An 18,864-nucleotide genomic window follows, 5' to 3' on the forward strand; every position below is an offset into this window, starting at 1 on the left:
CTATGGCTGAGACATATACGCCGATCGAGATGTTGGGAAAGCTCGTGTCCTTCGACACGACCTCGGCCTACTCGAACCTGGAACTCATCGATTTCGTCCGCGGTTATCTGGCCGATCACGGTGTCGAGGCCCAGGTCCTGCCGAATGAGGACGGCACGAAAGCGAACCTGTTCGCGACCATCGGGCCGGTCAAGCCGGGTGGGGTCGCCCTGTCCGGGCATACGGATGTGGTGCCGGTCGTTGGCCAGCCGTGGGACACGGATCCCTTCGACATGGTCGAGAAGGGGACCCGCCTCTATGGTCGGGGGACCGCCGACATGAAGGCTTTTTCGGCGACGGCGCTTGCCCTGGTACCCGAGATGGTCGCGCAGCCGTTGACCCGTCCATTGCATTTCTGCCTTTCCTATGACGAGGAGGTCGGATGCCTCGGCGCACCGGAGATGATCCGGCAGTTGGGCGAAAACCTGCCCAAGCCTGCCTTGGTGATCGTCGGCGAGCCGACCGACATGAAGGTTGTTTCCGCCCATAAGGGCATGTGGTTCTTCCGGGTCACCGTCACCGGTAAGGAGGCGCATTCCAGCCAGACCCATCGAGGCGTCAGCGCGGTGATGAACGGCGCGCGGATGATCGCGAAACTGGACGAAATGGGCAAGCGACTGCGCGACAATGCGGACCCGTCCAACCGGTTCCCGCCGCCCTATACGACCATTCATGTCGGCGTCGCCAATGGCGGTACGGCGGCAAACATCATTTCCCGCAAATTCGAGTTCATCTGCGATATCCGGAACCTGCCGACCGATGACCCGGCCGCGCTGCAGCGCGAGTTTGAAGAGTGGTACACGGCCGAGATTCTTCCCGAGATGCATGCCGTCGACCCGAATACGGGAATCGAGATCGTCACCGAGAATGTGGTTCCGGGCCTGCGAGAGGAACTGGATTCCGAGGCGGAGGAATTCGTCCGCGCCATCACCGGCGACAACGACACCACCTACGTGCCCTACGGCACGGAAGCGGGGCAGTTCCAGGAAGCGGGGATGTCCGTGGTCGTTTGCGGACCGGGTTCGATCGATCAGGCCCACCAGCCGAACGAATTCATCGAAATCGATCAGGTGCATCAGTGCGAAGCGTTTCTTCGCAAGGTCATCGGGCGCTGCAGAGGGTAGAGGCGACGACTTGGGTCAGTCGGCGAGTCTTTTTTCATAGGTATTGTAAAGCAGGTCGAAACCCAGCGCCGGATAGGTTGCGCCAGCCGAAGGATTGTCTGCCAGGCCGGTGACCAGGGCCCGCTTTAACCCCATTCGGCGAAAACGTTCCAATGCGGTGTCCATCATGGCGCGGGAGACACCCTTGCCGCGCGCATCCTTCGCTACGTAGATATCTGTGATGTGGCCGTAGGGGCGTTCTTCCGGAACGACGAAATGCCCTTGCTCGACTTCCGATATGCCGATCAGGAAGCCGACGATCACACCGTCCAGCTCGGCGACGAGGACGAAGCCGTCCGCGGCCTGAATCTCGTCTTCCAGCGAAGCCAAATGCGCTTCTGCGCCTTCAAGTGTCGTGTCCCTGTCGGGCCGCAGTCGGTGCTCGTGAAGGTTCAGGGCCTGCGTGAACGCGACCACGGTTTCCCGGTCGTCCTGCCTCGCTTCTCGGACAGTGACCGTCATGCCAAGCGCCTCAGCACCATCACACGGCTGAAGAAGGCTCGATCGATTGACGCGACCTCGAAGCCCGCATCCTCGAAGACCGCTGACAGATCGTCTTCCAGGTAGTTGGTATAGTAGGGCTCGTGGAAGGCCATCGGGAAACGCTGAAGCAGGGCGTCATAGGGTGGATGGTCGCCGGTCTGGATGGAGTCGATGAAGACAAGGAGGCCGCCCGGTCTGACGATGCGGGCGATTTCGGCGGCGACGGTGCGCCGGACCTTCTTGGGCAGTTCGTGAAACAGATAGATGCAGGTCGCGATATCGTATGATCCGTCCTTGGCCGGGATGTCTTCCGCATTGGCTTCCAGGAAGCGGACGTCGGGATGCTGAATCAGCGAGCGTTGCGCCTTTTTCAGATAGGGACGGCTTAGATCCAGGCCGGTCGCGGAAATCGTCGGATTGTTGCGCAGCACTTCCTTAAGGAAGCGCCCGGTACCACAGGCAATATCAACCAACTCCACCGGTGATGTGCCTGTATGTGTCTCCACCGCCGTTCCAATTGCCGGCAAGGCTTGCCGGCGCATCGCGTCGGCACCGCCCGTGAACAGCACTTCGACCTGATGGTCGTAGGCCTCCGCGGATTCTTCCGAAAACCAGCCGTCCGTCTGGTAATGAAAGTTTTGGAGATAATAGCGCGGATAGGCTTTTTGGCGCGTGCCGGTCAGCACTTCACTATTTGCATTCCGGCGCCGCCGTTGGGCGACCTTTGGCAAATCCGTAAGGAAATCCCGGGTGTCCTTCAATACCGTCGACGGGCGTGGGGCGAGATCCGCCGGCGGGCGGTAGAGTCCGGCGCGGATATTTTCCCAGTCCCGGCGGTACAGCGCGGAAAGATCCTTCAGGATCACGTCCCAGCCCGGAATGCGATGTGTCGGCAGCGGCCCGTTCGGCGGTGGGGTCAGGCGCGCGGCCAACAGGTATTGCCCGGCGAACCAGGCGGTTCTGGCGGCTTGGCTGACCGCATAGGCCGGACCCAGCCCGACATCCCGGGGTTTGCGGCGCAGCGTTGCGGCGAGTTCACGAAGCATGGCGCTCTCCTTCCGTAAAGGATGGTACGCACGCAGACAGCCTTTAAGATCAAAGCGATCAGGCGGCAAGTGCCTTCAGGAATCCCTTTACCGATCCTTCCATGCCGACCCACAAGGCATCGGATGTGAAGGCATGGCCGATGGAGACCTCGTCCAACTGCGGCAGGGCGGCCTTGAACATCGGCAGGTTTTCGGTCGTCAGGTCATGTCCGGCATTGATGTCCAGACCTTCCGCGACGGCGGCCGCGGCGCTCTCACTGTATTGTGCCAGCACTTCCTTTTCGGCCGCCGTGCCGAACGCATCGGCCCAGGGGCCGGTATAAAGTTCAATCCGGTCGGCGCCGATATTCGCGACCTGCTTCATGGCCTCCGGGTCCGGATTCATGAACAGGGAAACGCGGCATCCCAGCGATTGCAATTCGCCGATGATCGGGCGCAGCCGTTCTGCTTCCGCGAAAACGTCCCACCCGTCGTCCGAAGTTGCGACATCCGGCGCGTCGGGGACCAGCGTTGCCTGGGCCGGGCGCACGTCGCGGCACAGCTGCATGTAATCCGGATAGGGGTTGCCCTCGATATTGTATTCGATGCCCGGATGACCTTTCAGAAGCTCGGCCAGTCCGTAGACATCGGTCTTCCGGATATGGCGCTCATCGGGCCGCGGGTGAACCGTGATGCCGTGCGCACCGGCGGCAATGACTGTCTCGGCCGCCTTGGTGACGCTCGGATAGCCGACATGCCGCTGGTTCCGCAGCAAGGCGATCTTGTTCAGGTTGATGCTTAGATTGGTCATGTTACGCGAAGATGGTTATCCAGAATTGGACTTATTCATAAGCCTTCAAGCCTGGATCTGACAGGGCCAATTGTGTGGGTCCTGTCTGGACCATTAAGACCGTTTGGGTTTTCGCTTTTCCAGAACCACCATCAAGCGGAATGCCATGATCGAGCCGATAAAGGGCATCAAATGCTGTTCCAAGCGGACTAGACTTTCCGCTGCACCTGCTGAAAGCAGAGACCAGGATTTGAAACCGCCGGTCATCGGATAGGCGAATAGGCTGAGCCACTGCCGGTCGACCAGGGTGAAACCCGGAAAGGCTTCGGCGAAGGCGATCCGGTGCTCCTGGCGTTTGAAGAGCAGGGTCGGAATGCCCTGGTTGGAATCGAACGGGTCCTTGTCGGGGTCGGGCTTTGCCTCGACCGGCCCCAGCGGGTCGGCCGACATATCGACCGGCTCTTCGTGCAGGAAATTGTAGAACAACCAACTGACAGGCGTGATGCCGGGTTCGATCATGGCCAGGCGGCCCCCCGGTTTCAGCACGCGGAGCGCCTCGGCGAAGAAGACGCGCGGATGCTCGATATGGTGCAGCACGTCCAGCATGGTGATGCCGTCGAATGTTTCGTCCGGAAAGGGCAGGGTCTGGGCGTCGGCGCAGACATCGACCCAAGGGGTCGGCAGGATATCGATGGTGGTGACGTCTGCGTCCGGTTTGGCGTCGCGCAGGTTCCCCGACCCGGACCCGACCTCAAGATAGCGGCCATCTTCGGGCAACGCGTTCAGCATGCGCCGGTGATAGTCGCCATAGACCGCCCGCAAAGCCGGTTTGCGTTCCCAGACACGGCGGTGTTCCGCCAGCCGCGGGTCGATCACGGTCATGCTCAGAAGGCTTTCAGCTTCCGCCAGGCAAAGACCACCATCTTCAACAGCAGCCAGCCATCGCGGAACCGAGAGATCTGCGGCGATCCATAAGTCCGGTCCGCGTAGCGAACGGGAATCTCGACGATTTTCAGGTTCAGTTTGGCGGCCCCGAAGATCAGGTCGAAATCACCGAAGGGATCGAAATCGCCGAAATAGGAACGGTTGGCGATCAGGTTCTCGTAATCCTTCTTCGTGATCACCTTGGTGCCGCAGAGCGTGTCGGTGAAACGTTGGTTCAGAAGGTAGGAGAAGATCAGCGCGAAAGTACGATTCGCCCAGTAGTTCAGGAACCGCATCGCGCCGTGTTCCATGGGATAAACCAGCCGCGTGCCGTTGATAAACTCGCCCTTGCCGCGTGCGATCGCGTCGTAATATTTCGGAATTTCCTCCGGCGGCATGGTCAGATCCGCATCAAGGATCATCAGGACGTCGCCGCGGGCTTCGTCGAACCCCTTGCGGACCGCATCGCCCTTGCCCTTGCCGGATTGCTTGAACACCTTGATATCCCATTCGCCCTTATAGGCGTCGCGAACGCGTTCGCATTCCTCGAAGGTGCCGTCCGATGAATTGCCTTCGACATAGATGATTTCGATATCGTCCGCGAAACGCGGCAGACGCTTAACCGCGTTTTCGATATTACCTTTTTCGTTACGGCAGGGAACCAGAACGGTGGCGCTCAAATCGCGCCGAACGGCATGGCGCTCCGATCGCGCGACGAGATAATGGCGCAGGCACAGGCGGCGAATCCCGGGCAGGGTGCCGATAAATCGGTTCAGCGCGGTGCCGATGCCCAGGAGGTGATGCGGCACCAATTGGCGCCATTCCTGCCGGATGACCTCAAAATCGGAAAGATTCAGCAGGTTGGCGATATCGAGATGGCCGAGATAGTTCACCTCGGGCTGCGGCATTCTCAGCCCGAGCATCTCGATCAGTTTCAGCGCCGGTTCCCAGAGATGGGAGTAGTAGGAGACGACAAGCCGCGTGTTGGCGTCGCAGAAACGGTGGAGGGATTTGAAGGTTTCCTCGCAGTCGTCGAGATACCCGATCGTGTCCGACAGCAGAATGAAATCGAACGTTCCGCTTATCGTCTCGTTGTCGGCCAGCGATTCAACATCCGCGACATGGAAGGTCAGGTCCGGGTATTTGTTTGCGGCGATGCCGATCATTTCCTCGGAAAAGTCGACACCGACGCCGATGGACGGTTTCAGGCGCGAAAGCGTCCTGCCCGTACCGCACCCCAGTTCCAGGACCCGCGACCCTTCCGGAATGATGAATTTCAGATAGGCCAGATCCGCATCGTGGAACGGGCTGTTCCGGTCGATCCAATGATCGCGGATCTTGGCAATGTCGTCGGCATAGTCGCGGATGGCGCGTTTGCGCGGCGATAGGGTCATGCCGGTCGTTCCGTTGGTCATGCTGCTGGGCCTGGGGATTGCGTTTCTGGCTTTTCTGCTTTCGTGCGGGCCATAAGCCAAAACAGGCCGCCGGGCAACCCCACGGCCACATGGACCAGCCCATACAGAACGGAAAGCGCGAGTGCCTGGGGCTCGGAAACGGCGGCATAGGAAAGCGCCACGATCAAAACGCCTTCCCGCAAACCCCAACCTGCAATGGTCACCGGGATGGTCGCGATAAGGATTGCGACAGGCAGCACCGCCATTGTGACGCCATAGGCGACGTTTACATCAAGGCCCTGTGCCAGAACATAGAAGGCCGACAGGGCAAGGGTTTGCCCCGCCGCGGTCGATAGTCCGACCTTTGCCAGCAGGGGCGGGCTCAACAGCACGTGACGTGCCTGTTTCGACATGTTCAGGAATTCGGCGACGATTTTCCAACGGCGCACGGAGGGAGGCAATCCGTCGAGGATCAGGAAGAATGCGAAACCGCCCAAACCCGCGGCCAGAAGAAGAACGACGCCCTGCTGCATGACGGGGTCGGTGATCAAATGAAACATCGTCGGCAGGAAGATCGCTGCGATCAAAACGATTCCGAGCAGGCCGAAAGCGCGGTCGAGCAAGACGCTGGAGGTCGCATGAGAAACCCTGAGGCCGCCGTCACGGGCAAGGCGAAAAATGCGAATGGCGTCCCCGCCAACGGATGACGGCAGGGTCTGGTTGAAGAACAGACCTTCCATGGTCCAGCGGAAGAAGCGGCCATATGTGGGTGTTTCCGCCTTCATCGATGCCAGGAACCGCCAGCGGAGGGCGATGATGACTTGTTGGGCGGCGACCATGGCCATCGCCAGCACCACTGATCCCGGATGGGCGGATGCCGCCAGTTCCAGTGCCTGATCAAGCTCGATACTTTGGGCGAGGTAGGACAGCAGGCCGACGGTGACCCCGAACTTGAGAAGGGTCCACAGGGTTCGTCTGGCTTTCTCGCTCATGTTCCGTTGTGCCGCCCGTGTCCAGACACGGCCGAATCAGTTCCCGTGATTGTGGCGGGCGGGTTGGTAGACGGTTCCAGGCCTTAGGGCAAGGAAAGCGTTGGGGAACAAAGCGCCGTTCCGGGGTGAAAGGGTCAATTTTGAACCGTTTCACTGAAACCGCCATCGGTGCCGGGATCTGAGTCCTGCGTGTCGGACCCGACATTGACGATACCGACTTCCTCTTCGGCGATGGCAACGGCGACGGCGGCCAATCCGGCTGCGCGGGCGGGAGGATGCTCCATTTCGCGTGCGGCGCGGATCGCGAGGTCGACCTCCCCCGTTTTCGCGGCGGCGATTGCGACCCGCGTCAGGGAGGAGAACCGCGGTGCCCGGAAATTCCCGGACGGCGTCCTGTCGTTCAGGGCTTCGCCCTCGGGCACGGGAATGCGCGCGGCGGTGTCGAATGCGGCCAGAATATCGCCGATGGCGATCTGTCCTTTCACGATATCGGCAAGGACACGGGGGAAATTCGGGTCGCGTCTGTTCAGCCAGGCATTGCGCCAGGCGCTGCTCAAGGTTCGGTTTGCGCGTTCGTAGTCACCGCGCTCCGCTTCGGCCGCGGCCAGGTGCGACATGGCGGCGACACGGACCACGTCGTTGTCGATCAGGTCGGCGAGTTTACGTATTTCACCGAACACAACGGGATCGTTTTCCGGATCGCCCACTTGCAAATGTGCGTTCAGGACCAGTTCGATCGCATCCGGTATGTACTCCGTCTGGGCCTCGAAACCGGTCGGTTCGAAAGCGCGGGCGATCAAATTCGCCGCTTCCTTTTCTTCGCCGGCCTCGCCGCGCATGACGGCCACCTTGGCGAAAATCTGCGAGCGCATGCTGATATAGGGGATGTAGTCGACAAGGACCAAGGCGGCGTCCGGGTTGTTCTGTTTCAGCAGTTCCTCGGCCATGCCCATCAGGGCGCGGGATTGGGCGAGCCGTTCCTGGATCTGTCCTGCCGTCGTGAAAGCATCCGCCAGGCGGCCGACCCGTGTCTGCTCCCGCACCATGAAGCCGAGGGCCGCGTTCCGGACCTCCGGATTGTCGATCGTGCTGGCGGCTTCCATGGCAAGGGTGAACAGCGGGACAGCGGCATCGACATTGCCTTGATCCGCCAAGGCCCTTGCCACGGAACTGACGCCGCGGACCTGCTGCGGCCCTTCTTCGACCTGCCGCATCACTTCCATGGCTTCTTCCAACTGCCCGGCAAAGATCATTGAGCCGGCGAGGCGGGCATAGGCGCGGTCACGGCCTTCGCGGCCGCCTCTCTCGATCAACTCACGGGCACGCCGAAAGGTCTTCTGTGCGCCTTCCTCGTCGCCGACGGATGCCTGGGCCTCGCCAATATCGATAAAGAGGTGCGGCGTCTTGTTGGTGGGATTACCGATTTTTTCCGCCTGCTCGAACGCCGCGGCCAGGACCTTCTTGGCGTTGTTCAGCGCCGAGGGATCGCCGCTGGCATCTTCGAATGAGGCCGAGGCGGCCTGTTGCAGACTGCGGACACGTTCCAAGGGCTCAGGGATACGCTCGGCCGATGCGATCGCCGAATTCAATTGGCCCAGCTTCGCCTGTTTCTTGGCGATCACGCGCAGCAGGTCCGCCCCGCCGATACCGATCTCCCCGCTGGAGGTGACGGCTTTCACGGCCTGATTGAGGAAATCGAGCGCCTTGTCGCGCTCGCCGATGGTTTCGTAATAGTCACCGACCGCGGCAAGGGACCGCGCCTGCCAGAGCACGTCCTCAATCCGCCGCAATTCCTTGAGGGCATCCTCGATGTTTCCGCGCGCGATCTGGGCCCGGACGATACCGTTCAAGGCCTGGCCCTGTTCGTCCGGCGTCTCCAGCGCAAGGGCGACAAACCGAAGGCGGATGAAAGGATCGGTTTGGATCCGCCTTGTGACTTCGTCGACCTGATTGACCAGTTCGTCCTGCTGCTGCTGGGCGACGGCGGGCCCGGTATACAACGTCCAGGAAAGCACCAGGGCCGCCGAAAGGGCGGTGGTCCGCAACAGTCGTGCCGTCGCCTCGGGGAGACCCTTTCTAGCCGAAGACACGCTTGAAAATCGTTTCCACATGCTTGGTGTGATAATCCAGGTCAAACAGCGCATTGATCTCATCTTCGCTCAAATGCGCCCGGATGTCTGCATCTTCGACCGCGAGCTGCTGCAAAGGCCGGCCTTCATGCCAGCTTTCCATCGCATTTTTCTGGACCAGACGGTAGGCGTCTTCCCGGCTCGCACCTGCCTGGGTCAACGCAAGGAGGATGCGCTGTGAATTGTGCAGACCGCCCAGGGACTCCAGATTTTCGAGCATCCGGTCGGAATAGACGACGAGATTTTCGATCATGCCGGCCAGTCGGTTCAGGGCGAAGTCCAACGTAACGGTGGCGTCCGGTCCGATCATCCGCTCGACGGAGGAATGGGAAATATCCCGCTCGTGCCACAGCGCGACATTCTCCAGCGCCGGGACCACGGCGCTGCGGACGATGCGGGCCAGGCCTGTCAGGTTCTCGGACAGAACCGGGTTGCGTTTGTGCGGCATCGCGCTGGAGCCTTTCTGGCCCTTCGAGAAGAACTCCTCGGCTTCCCGCAATTCGGTCCGCTGCAGGTGCCGGATTTCCACCGCGACGTTTTCCATCGAACTGGCGATGACGGCCAGGGCCGAGAAGAAGGCCGCGTGCCGGTCGCGCGGGATGACCTGGGTGGAGATCGGCTCCGGCGCCAGGCCGAGTTTCTCGGCCACATATTCCTCAACGAAGGGATCGATGTTGGCGAAGGTGCCGACCGCGCCCGAAATTGCGCAGGTGGCGATCTCGGCCCGGGCGCGTTCAAGGCGCTCCTTGCCGCGGGCGAATTCCGCATAATGCTTGGCCAGCTTCAGCCCGAAGGTCACCGGTTCCGCGTGAATGCCGTGGCTTCGACCGATAGTCGGGGTCAATTTATGCTCGATCGCGCGGGTTTTCAGCGCGTTCAGCACGCGGTCCATGTCGGCCAGAAGAATATCGGCGGCCTGGGTGAGCTGCAGGTTGAAGCAAGTGTCCAGAACGTCTGAGGACGTCATGCCCTGATGCACGAAGCGGGACATCTCGCCGATATGTTCGGCCAGTTCGGTGGTGAAGGCGATGACGTCGTGCTTCGTCTCGCGTTCGATTGAATCGATGCGGGCGATGCGGTCCTCGGTATAGGGCTTGTCTCCACCGGCCCAGACGGCAGCGGCTGCTTCCTTTGGAATGACGCCCAGTTGGGCCTGGGCGTCGCAGGCATGGGCCTCGATCAGAAACCAAAGACGAAACTTGTTGGCCGGCTCCCAAATCTGCGTCATTTCCGGGCGGGAGTAGCGAGGTATCATGTTAGTCTGCCTTTCCGATGGGCCTGAACGTCTGAGCGGCAAGTGCGCCGGGTCGGCCGCGTTATGCCATTGTGTTGCGGGTAAGGCAAAACGCTTGTGCCCGCCGCCTTATTGGCTATTCGCCCTGTCGGCCTTAGGCTGCGCCGGATTGAATGCACAGGGCCGCGTGGCGCAAAGCCACTGTGTCGGCGGTAGGAGCGAGGAAGGGTTAGGCTATGATGTACCAGGAAGAACGCCAGAATCTGGCTGCCGCCCTGCGATGGGCGGCGAAGTACGACCTGCATGAAGGGATCGACAACCACTTCAGTCTGGAAGTCGGGGACGACCGCTACCTGATCAATCCTTGGGAAGTACATTGGTCGGAAGTGAAGGCCAGCGATATCCTGGTGATCGACGGCGAAGGCAATGTCCTGGAAGGTGATCATACGATTGAGGTTACGGCCTTCTATATCCACAGGGCCATGCATCGAATGAACCCGCATGCAAAGGCGATCCTGCACACGCATATGCCCTATATCACCGCCCTTGCCAGCACCGAGGGCGGTCGGCTGGAGATGGTCAGCCAGAACGCGATCCGCTTTTACAACCGGATTGCCTATGACGATGACTACAACGGTCTCGGCGACGACGATCAAGAGGGGTCGCGTATGGCCTCCAAGCTCGGCAACAACACCTCCATGGTGATGGCGAACCATGGCGTAATCTGCGCCGGGCCGACCATCGGCATCGCTTTCGACGATCTCTACTTCCTGGAAAAGGCGGCCAAGGTTCAGGTCATCGCCGAATCCACCGGCAGGAAGCTGAAACAGATCCCGGAAGATGTCGTGGAAGCGACCGCCCAGGCCATCCGGGAACAGCAGCCGGATTATGCCGAGAGCCATTGGAAGGTGCTGTGCCGCATGCTGGCGAAGGAAAGCCCCGAATATCTTCAATGACCGGCCTGATCTAGGCGCGCGGTCTTCTAGAGCAGACCTTCGGCCTTGAAGCTGGTCTGCTCATTGCGCCCGATGATGATGTGGTCGTGCAGGCGGATGCCCAGTTTCTCCGCCGCATCCCTGATCTCGTTCGTCATATGGATGTCGTCCCGGCTCGGCGTCGGGTCGCCGCTGGGATGGTTGTGCACCAGGATCAGGGCGGAGGCGTGTAGTTCCAGCGCGCGTTTCATCACTTCCCGGGGATAAAGCGGCGTGTGATTGACGGTACCGCGCTGCTGCACTTCGTCCGCGATCAGGCGGTTCTTGTTGTCCAGGAACAGCAGCCTCAGATGCTCGACCTTTTCCCGGGACATCGCGATATGCAGATAGCTGATCAGCTTGTCCCAGGAGGATATGACGGGCTGTTCCATGATCTGTTGTCGGGCCAGCCTAAGGGCGGCCGTCTGGACCAGTTTGATCGGTGCGATGGACGCTTCCTTGATGCCCTTCGTCTTGGCAAGGTCGATGGGATCGGCGGTGATCACACCGGCGAAGTTTCCGAACCGGTTGAGCAGATCCTTCGCGATCGGTTTCGTGTCCACCCGCGGCAGGGCGAGGGTGAGCAGCATTTCCAGGATCTCATAATCTTCCATCGAGGCCCCGAGGTCGCGCATGAAGCGTTCGCGCAGCCGACTGCGGTGGCCCGCGTAATGCGGTTTGTCGGGAGATACAGTCTTTTTGCTGCGATGCGACGGCGCGCCTTCCGTCATTCTTCGGTTCCAAACATCGAGGTGACGAGCCTTGTTCCCGGTTGCTGGTTCATTAGCAACCTAAACCTGTCTTCACTTCGATTAAACCGCCATTTCGGGCAAGATGACGCGCCGGTTCGAACCCGCCTCAGTTGTACGGCGGTTGGTCCCAGCCTTTCGGCGATTGCGTGAATATCTCGTACCCGTCCGCGGTGACGCCGATCGTATGTTCGAACTGGGCGGACAACTGACGGTCCTTGGTGACCGCTGTCCAACCGTCCTGAAGGATTTTCACGTCCCAGGTGCCGACATTGATCATCGGCTCGACCGTGAAGAACATGCCTTCTTCCAGGACGGCGCCCTGGCCGGGTTCGCCGTAATGCAGGATGCTCGGCGTGTCGTGGAAGACCCGTCCGATTCCATGGCCGCAGAAATCGCGGACGACGGAAAAGCGGTTGGCCTCTGCGTGGGTTTGGATGGCATAGCCGATATCGCCCAGGGTCGACCCCGGCTTCACGGTCTGGATGCCCAGCATCATACACTCATAGGTGATTTGCGTAAGCCGTTTGGCCTTCACTGGGATCTTGTCGCCGACAAGGAACATGCGGCTGGTGTCGCCATGCCAGCCATCGACGATGACGGTGACGTCGATATTGATCGAATCGCCTTCCTGCAGCTTCTTCGCATCGTCGGGAATGCCGTGGCAGACGACATGGTTGATGCTGGTGCAGATCGACTTCGGGAAACCGCGGTAGTTCAGCGGCGCGGGGATGGCCCCATGTTCGACGATGTAGTCGTGGCAAAGCTTGTCCAAATGCCCGGTGGAGACGCCGGGGACCACATGCGGGGTGATGAAGTCCAGGACCTCCGCCGCAAGTCGGCCAGCTTTACGCATTGCTTTGAAATCGGCGGCATCGTGCAGTTTTATCTGGTTTCTGGCAGCGTAATTCATTCGAAAATCCATTTGTATCTTGTGCCGACATAGTGCGCCGAGCCGGGTTTTCAATCAAGGTGAAGGGGCAGGGGCGGCCCCAGGACAATGCCTTCGGTCGAAATCCGGGCCGTGTGGCAAAGTACCTCCACGCCGTCCAACACGGCTTTTTGGAGCGATGCCGCGTAGGCCGGGTCGATATCCGATGCCGGGCGAAAATGGGTGCAGTCGCCGCGCTGAACAAGAAAGAACATGACCGGCCGGGCGCCCGTCTTGCCGACCTCGATCAGTTCCTCAAGATGCTTGGCCCCGCGTTTTGTGACCGAATCCGGGAATTCGGCCGCGTTAGGGTCGCCGCCATCGGGCCGCCGAAGCGTAACGCTCTTCACCTCTACATAGGCAGGCGGCAGGCCCTCCTCCTCCAGCAGAAAGTCGATTCTGCTCGACGTACCGTATTTGACCTCGGGCCGGACCTTCGAATAAGCGGCAAGGTCCGGGATATCACCGGCGGTCAGTGCCTCCCCGACGACTGTATTGGCGCGCGAGGTGTTGATGCAGACAAGGCTGTCCCCCACATCCGTCAATTCCCATCGCCAATCGAGCTTTGCCGTCGGGTTCCGGTTCGGCAGCAGCCACACTGTGGCGCCGGGTTCTGCCAGTCCCATCATTGAACCTGGATTGGCGCAATGGGCCACTGCCTCGACCGGTCCATCCGGCCCGGCAATTTCCACATCGGACAAGAATCGCTTGTATCGGCGGATAAGGCGTCCGCGCGTCAAGGCTTCAGGATATTGCATCGTTTCTTCGCGGCAGGGGCCGTCCGTTCCAATCCGTCGGCGTCAGCCGCCCGCCTTGCGCTCCTGGTCGATCAGATGAACCAGGGCCTTGCGGTCAATGGCACCGGGAATGAACTGATTACCGATGAACATGGCAGGTGTCCCGTTCACGCCGATTTCCTGTGCCAGTTGCAGATTGGCGCGCAGATAGTCGTCGATTTCCGGCGATTCCATATCCTTTGCCAGGCGTTCCATGTCCAAGCCTGCTTCGGCGGCGGCTTGCATGATCCGCTTTTCCGACAGTTTGCCGCGCAAGTCCATGACGGCCTGATGGTAGGCCATGTACTTTCCCTGCTTGTGGGCCGCCATGCCGGCCCGGGCGGCAATCACGGATTCCGGACCGAGGATCGGCAATTCCTTGAAAACGACGCGCAGTTTCTTGTCGTCCTCCATCACCGCCATGATGTCGGGGAACACTTTCTTGCAGTAGCCGCATTGATAATCGAAGAACTCGACCAGCGTGACATCCGCATCCGTGACGCCGTTGGTCGGGGCCATCGGGTCTTCGAAGATCTGATCGCGCTTGGCGGCCAAAGCCTGCTCGCGCATCTGCTCTTCGGCTAGCTGCTGCTTCGCGCGATAGGCTTCGATCGCCTCGATGACGACTTCCGGATTTTCGCGCAGATAGTCGCGGACGATCGTCTCCACCTGCTCCTTCGTCAGCCCGGAGGCTTCGTTGGACGATTGCGCGAAAGCGCCGGTACCGGCGAAAAGAAAAGCGACGAGCACTGAGGCTTGAAGAAGCGGCTTCAAGATCGGCATGCTGGTTTCCTGACCCTTAAATCGTGAAGATTTCCGGCTAGGTTAGACCGTCTCAGCCCTGGCGATGCAAACGATACCTGCCGCAATCGGCCGAATTCACATAGAAATGAACGCCCTCCGGCGCCGGTATGGCGTCAGAGTTGGGCGACCGAGCCGGGGCGGGTCAGTCTTTCTTTCTGCTGGCCTGGACTTCGATATCCTGCGCGCGCAGCCAACCGGGCGAGCCGTTCGGTAACTGGTCCAATGCCCGTTTTGCATGGCCCAGGGCCGCGTCCTTCCGGCCCTGGTTGATGGCTTCCTCGGCTTGCGCCAAGGAGGCTTCGCCAAAATCGCCCCGACGGCCGTGAACCGTCGCCAATAGGCGCCACGCGCTGGACATCCACGGTTCGTAGCGCAGGGCTTCGCGAAGCTGCTTTTCAGCCTCGTCGTCATAATCGGGATTGTTCAGCTCGATCAACGTCCGGGCGAGACTGGCCCGGATCAGGGCCGACCAGGGCAGTATGTCGATGGCAGCCTTGTAAGGATCGATCGCTTCTTCCAGCCGGGCGCCGTCGCGCAGAATATCGCCTTTCAGTTCCAGGAAGAACGGATCGTCCGGGAAATCGGCAATCAGCGCGTCGATCGCGGCGACGGCCTCTTCGGTCTGGCTTTCCTGCATGAGGGCGATCGAACGGGCGTAGCGGGCCGGAACGCTTTTATCGTCTTCGGGATAGAGCTGGTAGGTCTGATGGGGCGGCAGAATGAAACCGCGAAGTTTGGCCCGCATGCGCTCGTGCAGGACCTTGTAGCTCGGGTCCAGCTCCGCATTCTTCAGTTGCGAATTTTCCAGATGGTTCCGGATGAAGTCGACGCGGTCGCGGGACAAAGGGTGGGTCCGGGTATAGGGATTGGGGTTCTCCACGTAGAGCTTTTCCTCACGGGTCAGAAGCTCCATGAATTCGAGCATGCCCCGTGAACTGATCCCGGCCTGATCCAGAAATCCGACAGCGGCCTGGTCCGCCGATTGTTCGTTGGCGCGCGTATAACTCAGGAATTGCCGTGTTCCGACCTGGTTCCCCAATGCCAGGGCGGCGGCCGCGACATCGCCGCGCCCCGTCAGCACCGCGGCGGGGATACCCAAAAGGAGGGCGATCAGGTTGGCGTTCTGTGCATCGGCCAGACCTTCGCCGAATCGGGCCAGATGTCCGCCGGTGATGTGACCGGTTTCGTGGGCCAGCACGCCGATGACCTCTCCCGGATCCTCTGCCCGCATCAGCAGGCCGGTATGGATAAAGATCCGCTGGCCGTTGGCAACAAAGGCGTTCAACGACTGGTCATTCACCAAATGGATCTGCACCACAGTGGGGTCCAAACCGGCGGCCTTGAAAATTGGGGCCGTATAGACACGAATAGTGTTCTCGATCTCGGTGTCGCGGATCAGGCCGGGGGCCCGGCTTTGCGCGGCGGCAGGTTCGGCCGAAAGCGTGAAAAACACGGCCATGACCATTGCCAGAGCCGGTGACAGGGTGCAAATGCGGGTGACAATCGAAATTGGCCCAGAAATGAAGAGGCGAAAGCCGCCCATGGCGAAATCCAGTGCAAGTGCCAGAGTAATCATGCGTTCCAGAAACTTAGTGTCGCAGCATGCCGCGATCAATCGGCAGTTGCCCGGGGCGTCGTTCCTTCGGTCGCTGAAGCGGAGCGTCGGTGCGGCTCTGCTCGGGTCGTCGATCCTGCTCGCGGGTTGTGAGACCGGCGAGGCGCCGGGGCTGGGACAGGCCGGTTATGTCGGCGGGTTTTTCGGCGGTGTCGCCTCCGACGAGCCGAATGCCTCGCTGGCGGCGCGGGAAGTCCTTACCGTCGGCGGCAGCGCCGCCGATGCTGCGGTGTCCCTTGCCTTTGCCCTGGGCGTGACGATGCCGGGGCGGGCGGGACTGGGCGCCCATGGCGCCTGCCTCGTCCACGATGCCAATCTTGGGCTCACGGAAGCCCTGGACTTCCTGCCGCCGCAAAGCCCCAATGTGAAGCCCGGTTCGCCCGCGATGCCGACATTTGCCCGCGGAATGGCCGCGCTGCACGCACGGTATGGCCGCTTGGCCTGGGGCGGGTTGATCACCCCGGCGGAACAACTGGCACGGCTCGGCCATCGGGCTTCGCGCGCGACGCGCAACGACCTAGAAGAAAAATGGAGGCGCATCGCCGCCGACCCGATTGCGCGGGCGGCTCTGGGCACCGCGAACGGCACCGTCCCGGACGGGATCACGAAATGGCAGCAGGTCGAATTGGCCAGTGTCATGGGTCAAATCCGGTTCCGCGGGGCAGGCGCCATGCATAGTGGTACGTTGCTGCGCGCGATCCATGAGAGTTATGAGGCACTCGGTGCCGGATTCACCTTGGAGGAGTTCCAGAACTATGTCCCGGTCTGGCGACGCCCTCTAAGCGTCGCGGCCGGAAATCACCGCGCTTATGTTCTGCCGCCGCCTTTTGCCGGCGGGGTACCTCTCGGGCAGACCCTTGGGCTGATGTTGGATACGCAGGGCGGCTCTTTCGCCGACGATCCCGAAACCAGCGCCGCGTTCTTGAAGACCATGGTTTCGGGGCTCGTCGATCGGGAAGACTGGTCAAAGGCCGCCGACATGACGCCGGAGCAACAGGATGCGTTGCTGGAGCCGGAGCGTCTGGCCGCTGTGGCGGCCAACCGGCGCGGGCCCTCACAGCCGATCCCCGGTTTGCCACCGATCGATAGCGGTTCCACCGGTTTTGTCGTCGTCGACCGTGAAGGCCTTGCCGTTGCCTGCACGATCGGTCTTGTCGGCGGTGCGGGCCTCGGTCAAATGCCGCGCGGATTGGGCTTTTTCCCGGCGCGGCAGCCGCCGCCGGATTACTGGGGCGGGCCGCTGATCATCGCGAATGACCGTACCTTCCAATTCCATCTTGCCGCCGCCGGGGATACCGGTGCGGCCGGCATGGGCGCCTTGCTTTCGTCAACACTGCGGGCTTTCCGCGACGGCGTGTCTTTGGAGGCGGCCTTAAAGGAGCCGCGTTTGACCTTTGCGCCGTCGGTCGGTGTCATCGTCGAATCCGGCGCCCCGGAAGCCTATGGGAAAGGTGGGGCGTCCTTGGGCATACCTGTTCGTCAGACCGCGACGCTCGGCCGGATCAACATGGCCTATTGCCCGTCCGGATTGCCGGTTGAGCCGGAAGACCGCCGTTGCGCGGCGGCGACAGACCCGCGGGGCGACGGCCTGTCCGCCTTGGTGAACTGATCCGTCGGAACCGAGATCTGCCGCGGCAATCACGTGAGGGAGAGAAACAGGTGGCTTTGAAGACCTCGACACGGGGCGAAATTCCCCCGTTCATCGTCATGGAGGTGATGCGCGCGGCTGCGGAGCGTGAGGCGCAAGGCGGACATGTCTATCACCTTGAGGTCGGCCAGCCGGGTTCAACCGCGCCGAAAGGCGTCATCGAGGCGGCCAAACAGGCATTGGACAGCCATCGGCTGGGCTACACCGTGGCGCTGGGAATTCCGGAACTGCGCAAGGCGATCGCCGACCATTACGCCAGGGATTACGGCGTCGTGGTGCCTGAGGACCGGATTGTCGTGACGACCGGTTCGTCCGGCGGCTTCCTGTTGTCCTTCCTGGCCGCTTTTGATCAGGGCGACAAGGTGGCGCTGGTGGCGCCCGGCTATCCCTGTTACCGGCACATCCTAACCGCGCTGGGCATACAGCCGGTGATCATCGAGACCACGAAGGAAGACCGGTATCAGCCGTCCCCCGCCTTGTTGGAGAAGGCCCAGGCCGAACACGGGCCGATCGACGGGTTGATCGTCGCATCCCCCTCCAATCCGACAGGAACCATGCTGTCGAAAGAAGACATGGCGGCCCTGGCCGATTATTGCGGGACGGCGGGTATACGGCTCATTTCCGACGAGATCTATCAGGGCATTTCCTATGGCCGGGGCTTCGAAACGGTCCTGGCCCATACCGACCATGCAGTCGTCGTGAACAGTTTTTCCAAGTATTTTGCCATGACCGGATGGCGTTTGGGTTGGCTGGTCCTGCCGGAAGATCTTTTGCGTCCGGTGGAATGCCTTGCCCAGAACCTCTTCATTTCGCCGCCGACCTTGAGTCAGGTGGCCGCCGTTGCGGCCTTCGATTGCCGCGAGGAATTGGAGAGTAACATAGCGCGCTACGCGGCCAATCGGGACCTCCTGTTGCGGGAACTGCCCGAAGCCGGATTCGGCGATCTGGCGCCCAGTGACGGTGCCTTCTACCTTTACGCCGATGTCGGGCACATGACGAATGACAGCCTGTCCTTTTGCAGCCGTATCCTGAAGGAAACCGGGGCAGCCGTGACCCCCGGCCTGGATTTCGACGAAGCGCGCGGCCATCGCACCATGCGGTTTTCCTTTTCCGGCACGACGGAGGAGATCTCCGCGGCGGCGCAGGCCCTGAAAGCCTGGCGGCCTTAAAACGGGATCTGATCGGCACAAGAAA

17 protein-coding genes are annotated in these 18,864 nt (G+C 61.1%); 4 read left to right on the forward strand and 13 right to left on the reverse strand.

Annotation, left to right across the window (positions count from 1 at the left end):
* The first annotated feature begins 2 nt into the window (after positions 1–2).
* Positions 3–1,163: an acetylornithine deacetylase gene (gene argE / locus ACQK2G_RS02550; protein ID WP_425403448.1), complete on the forward strand. Its 1,161-nt coding sequence runs from the start codon at positions 3–5 to the stop codon at positions 1,161–1,163.
* A gap of 15 nt (positions 1,164–1,178) precedes the next feature.
* On the opposite strand, the gene ACQK2G_RS02555 is transcribed toward argE, so the two are convergent.
* The 8 genes from ACQK2G_RS02555 to purB form a co-directional block, all read right to left on the reverse strand.
* Positions 1,179–1,664, reverse strand: a complete 486-nt coding sequence (locus ACQK2G_RS02555; RefSeq protein WP_425403449.1) for an N-acetyltransferase family protein — start codon at positions 1,662–1,664, stop codon at positions 1,179–1,181.
* Positions 1,661–2,731, reverse strand: coding sequence for a class I SAM-dependent methyltransferase (locus tag ACQK2G_RS02560; protein ID WP_425403450.1), 1,071 nt, complete (start codon positions 2,729–2,731; stop codon positions 1,661–1,663). The genes ACQK2G_RS02555 and ACQK2G_RS02560 overlap by 4 nt, the downstream gene beginning before the upstream one ends.
* 58 nt (positions 2,732–2,789) lie before the next feature.
* Entirely contained in the window at positions 2,790–3,521 is a 732-nt protein-coding gene (locus ACQK2G_RS02565) for a pyridoxine 5'-phosphate synthase (RefSeq protein ID WP_425403451.1), read from the reverse strand.
* 93 nt (positions 3,522–3,614) lie between these two features.
* The gene (locus ACQK2G_RS02570) at positions 3,615–4,382 is read right to left on the reverse strand and encodes a class I SAM-dependent methyltransferase (RefSeq protein WP_425403452.1); all 768 of its coding nucleotides are present in this window, start codon (positions 4,380–4,382) and stop codon (positions 3,615–3,617) included.
* Positions 4,383–4,384: 2 nt separating this feature from the next.
* A complete protein-coding gene (locus ACQK2G_RS02575) occupies positions 4,385–5,839 on the reverse strand; it encodes a glycosyltransferase (RefSeq protein WP_425403453.1) in 1,455 nt (484 codons plus the stop codon).
* Positions 5,836–6,810 carry a lysylphosphatidylglycerol synthase transmembrane domain-containing protein gene (locus ACQK2G_RS02580; RefSeq protein WP_425403454.1) on the reverse strand — a complete coding sequence of 325 codons (975 nt, stop codon included), beginning with the start codon at positions 6,808–6,810 and terminating at the stop codon, positions 5,836–5,838. Before ACQK2G_RS02580 ends, ACQK2G_RS02575 begins: the two co-directional genes overlap by 4 nt.
* Positions 6,811–6,944: 134 nt before the next feature.
* Positions 6,945–8,900: a tetratricopeptide repeat protein gene (locus ACQK2G_RS02585; protein WP_425403455.1), complete on the reverse strand. Its 1,956-nt coding sequence runs from the start codon at positions 8,898–8,900 to the stop codon at positions 6,945–6,947.
* Positions 8,887–10,194 carry an adenylosuccinate lyase gene (gene purB / locus ACQK2G_RS02590; RefSeq protein WP_425403456.1) on the reverse strand — a complete coding sequence of 436 codons (1,308 nt, stop codon included), beginning with the start codon at positions 10,192–10,194 and terminating at the stop codon, positions 8,887–8,889. Before purB ends, ACQK2G_RS02585 begins: the two co-directional genes overlap by 14 nt.
* Positions 10,195–10,409: 215 nt before the next feature.
* On the opposite strand from purB, the gene ACQK2G_RS02595 reads away from it, so the two are divergent.
* Complete coding sequence (locus ACQK2G_RS02595; protein ID WP_425403457.1) at positions 10,410–11,129, forward strand: aldolase; 720 nt, start codon at positions 10,410–10,412, stop codon at positions 11,127–11,129.
* Between the two features lie 26 nt (positions 11,130–11,155).
* On the opposite strand, the gene radC is transcribed toward ACQK2G_RS02595, so the two are convergent.
* The 5 genes from radC to ACQK2G_RS02620 all read right to left on the reverse strand — a co-directional run bounded on the left by radC (position 11,156) and on the right by ACQK2G_RS02620 (position 15,866).
* Positions 11,156–11,878: a RadC family protein gene (radC, locus tag ACQK2G_RS02600; RefSeq protein WP_425403458.1), complete on the reverse strand. Its 723-nt coding sequence runs from the start codon at positions 11,876–11,878 to the stop codon at positions 11,156–11,158.
* A 127-nt stretch (positions 11,879–12,005) separates the two neighbouring features.
* A complete protein-coding gene (map, locus tag ACQK2G_RS02605; RefSeq protein WP_425403459.1) occupies positions 12,006–12,809 on the reverse strand; it encodes a type I methionyl aminopeptidase in 804 nt (267 codons plus the stop codon).
* A 50-nt stretch (positions 12,810–12,859) separates the two neighbouring features.
* Positions 12,860–13,585: a DNA/RNA nuclease SfsA gene (sfsA, locus tag ACQK2G_RS02610; protein WP_425403460.1), complete on the reverse strand. Its 726-nt coding sequence runs from the start codon at positions 13,583–13,585 to the stop codon at positions 12,860–12,862.
* Positions 13,586–13,627: 42 nt separating this feature from the next.
* Entirely contained in the window at positions 13,628–14,386 is a 759-nt protein-coding gene (locus ACQK2G_RS02615; protein ID WP_425403461.1) for a DsbA family protein, read from the reverse strand.
* A gap of 163 nt (positions 14,387–14,549) precedes the next feature.
* The gene (locus ACQK2G_RS02620; protein ID WP_425403462.1) at positions 14,550–15,866 is read right to left on the reverse strand and encodes a M48 family metalloprotease; all 1,317 of its coding nucleotides are present in this window, start codon (positions 15,864–15,866) and stop codon (positions 14,550–14,552) included.
* 115 nt (positions 15,867–15,981) lie between these two features.
* Between ACQK2G_RS02620 and ACQK2G_RS02625 the strand changes: the two genes are divergently transcribed.
* Both ACQK2G_RS02625 and ACQK2G_RS02630 read left to right on the forward strand, forming a co-directional pair.
* A complete protein-coding gene (locus tag ACQK2G_RS02625; RefSeq protein WP_425403463.1) occupies positions 15,982–17,631 on the forward strand; it encodes a gamma-glutamyltransferase in 1,650 nt (549 codons plus the stop codon).
* A 50-nt stretch (positions 17,632–17,681) separates the two neighbouring features.
* Positions 17,682–18,839: a pyridoxal phosphate-dependent aminotransferase gene (locus ACQK2G_RS02630; protein WP_425403464.1), complete on the forward strand. Its 1,158-nt coding sequence runs from the start codon at positions 17,682–17,684 to the stop codon at positions 18,837–18,839.
* Positions 18,840–18,864 lie beyond the last annotated feature (25 nt).

The sequence above is a fragment of the Hwanghaeella sp. genome (genome assembly GCF_965227365.1).
In the GTDB taxonomy this organism is placed as follows: domain Bacteria; phylum Pseudomonadota; class Alphaproteobacteria; order UBA8366; family Aestuariispiraceae; genus Hwanghaeella.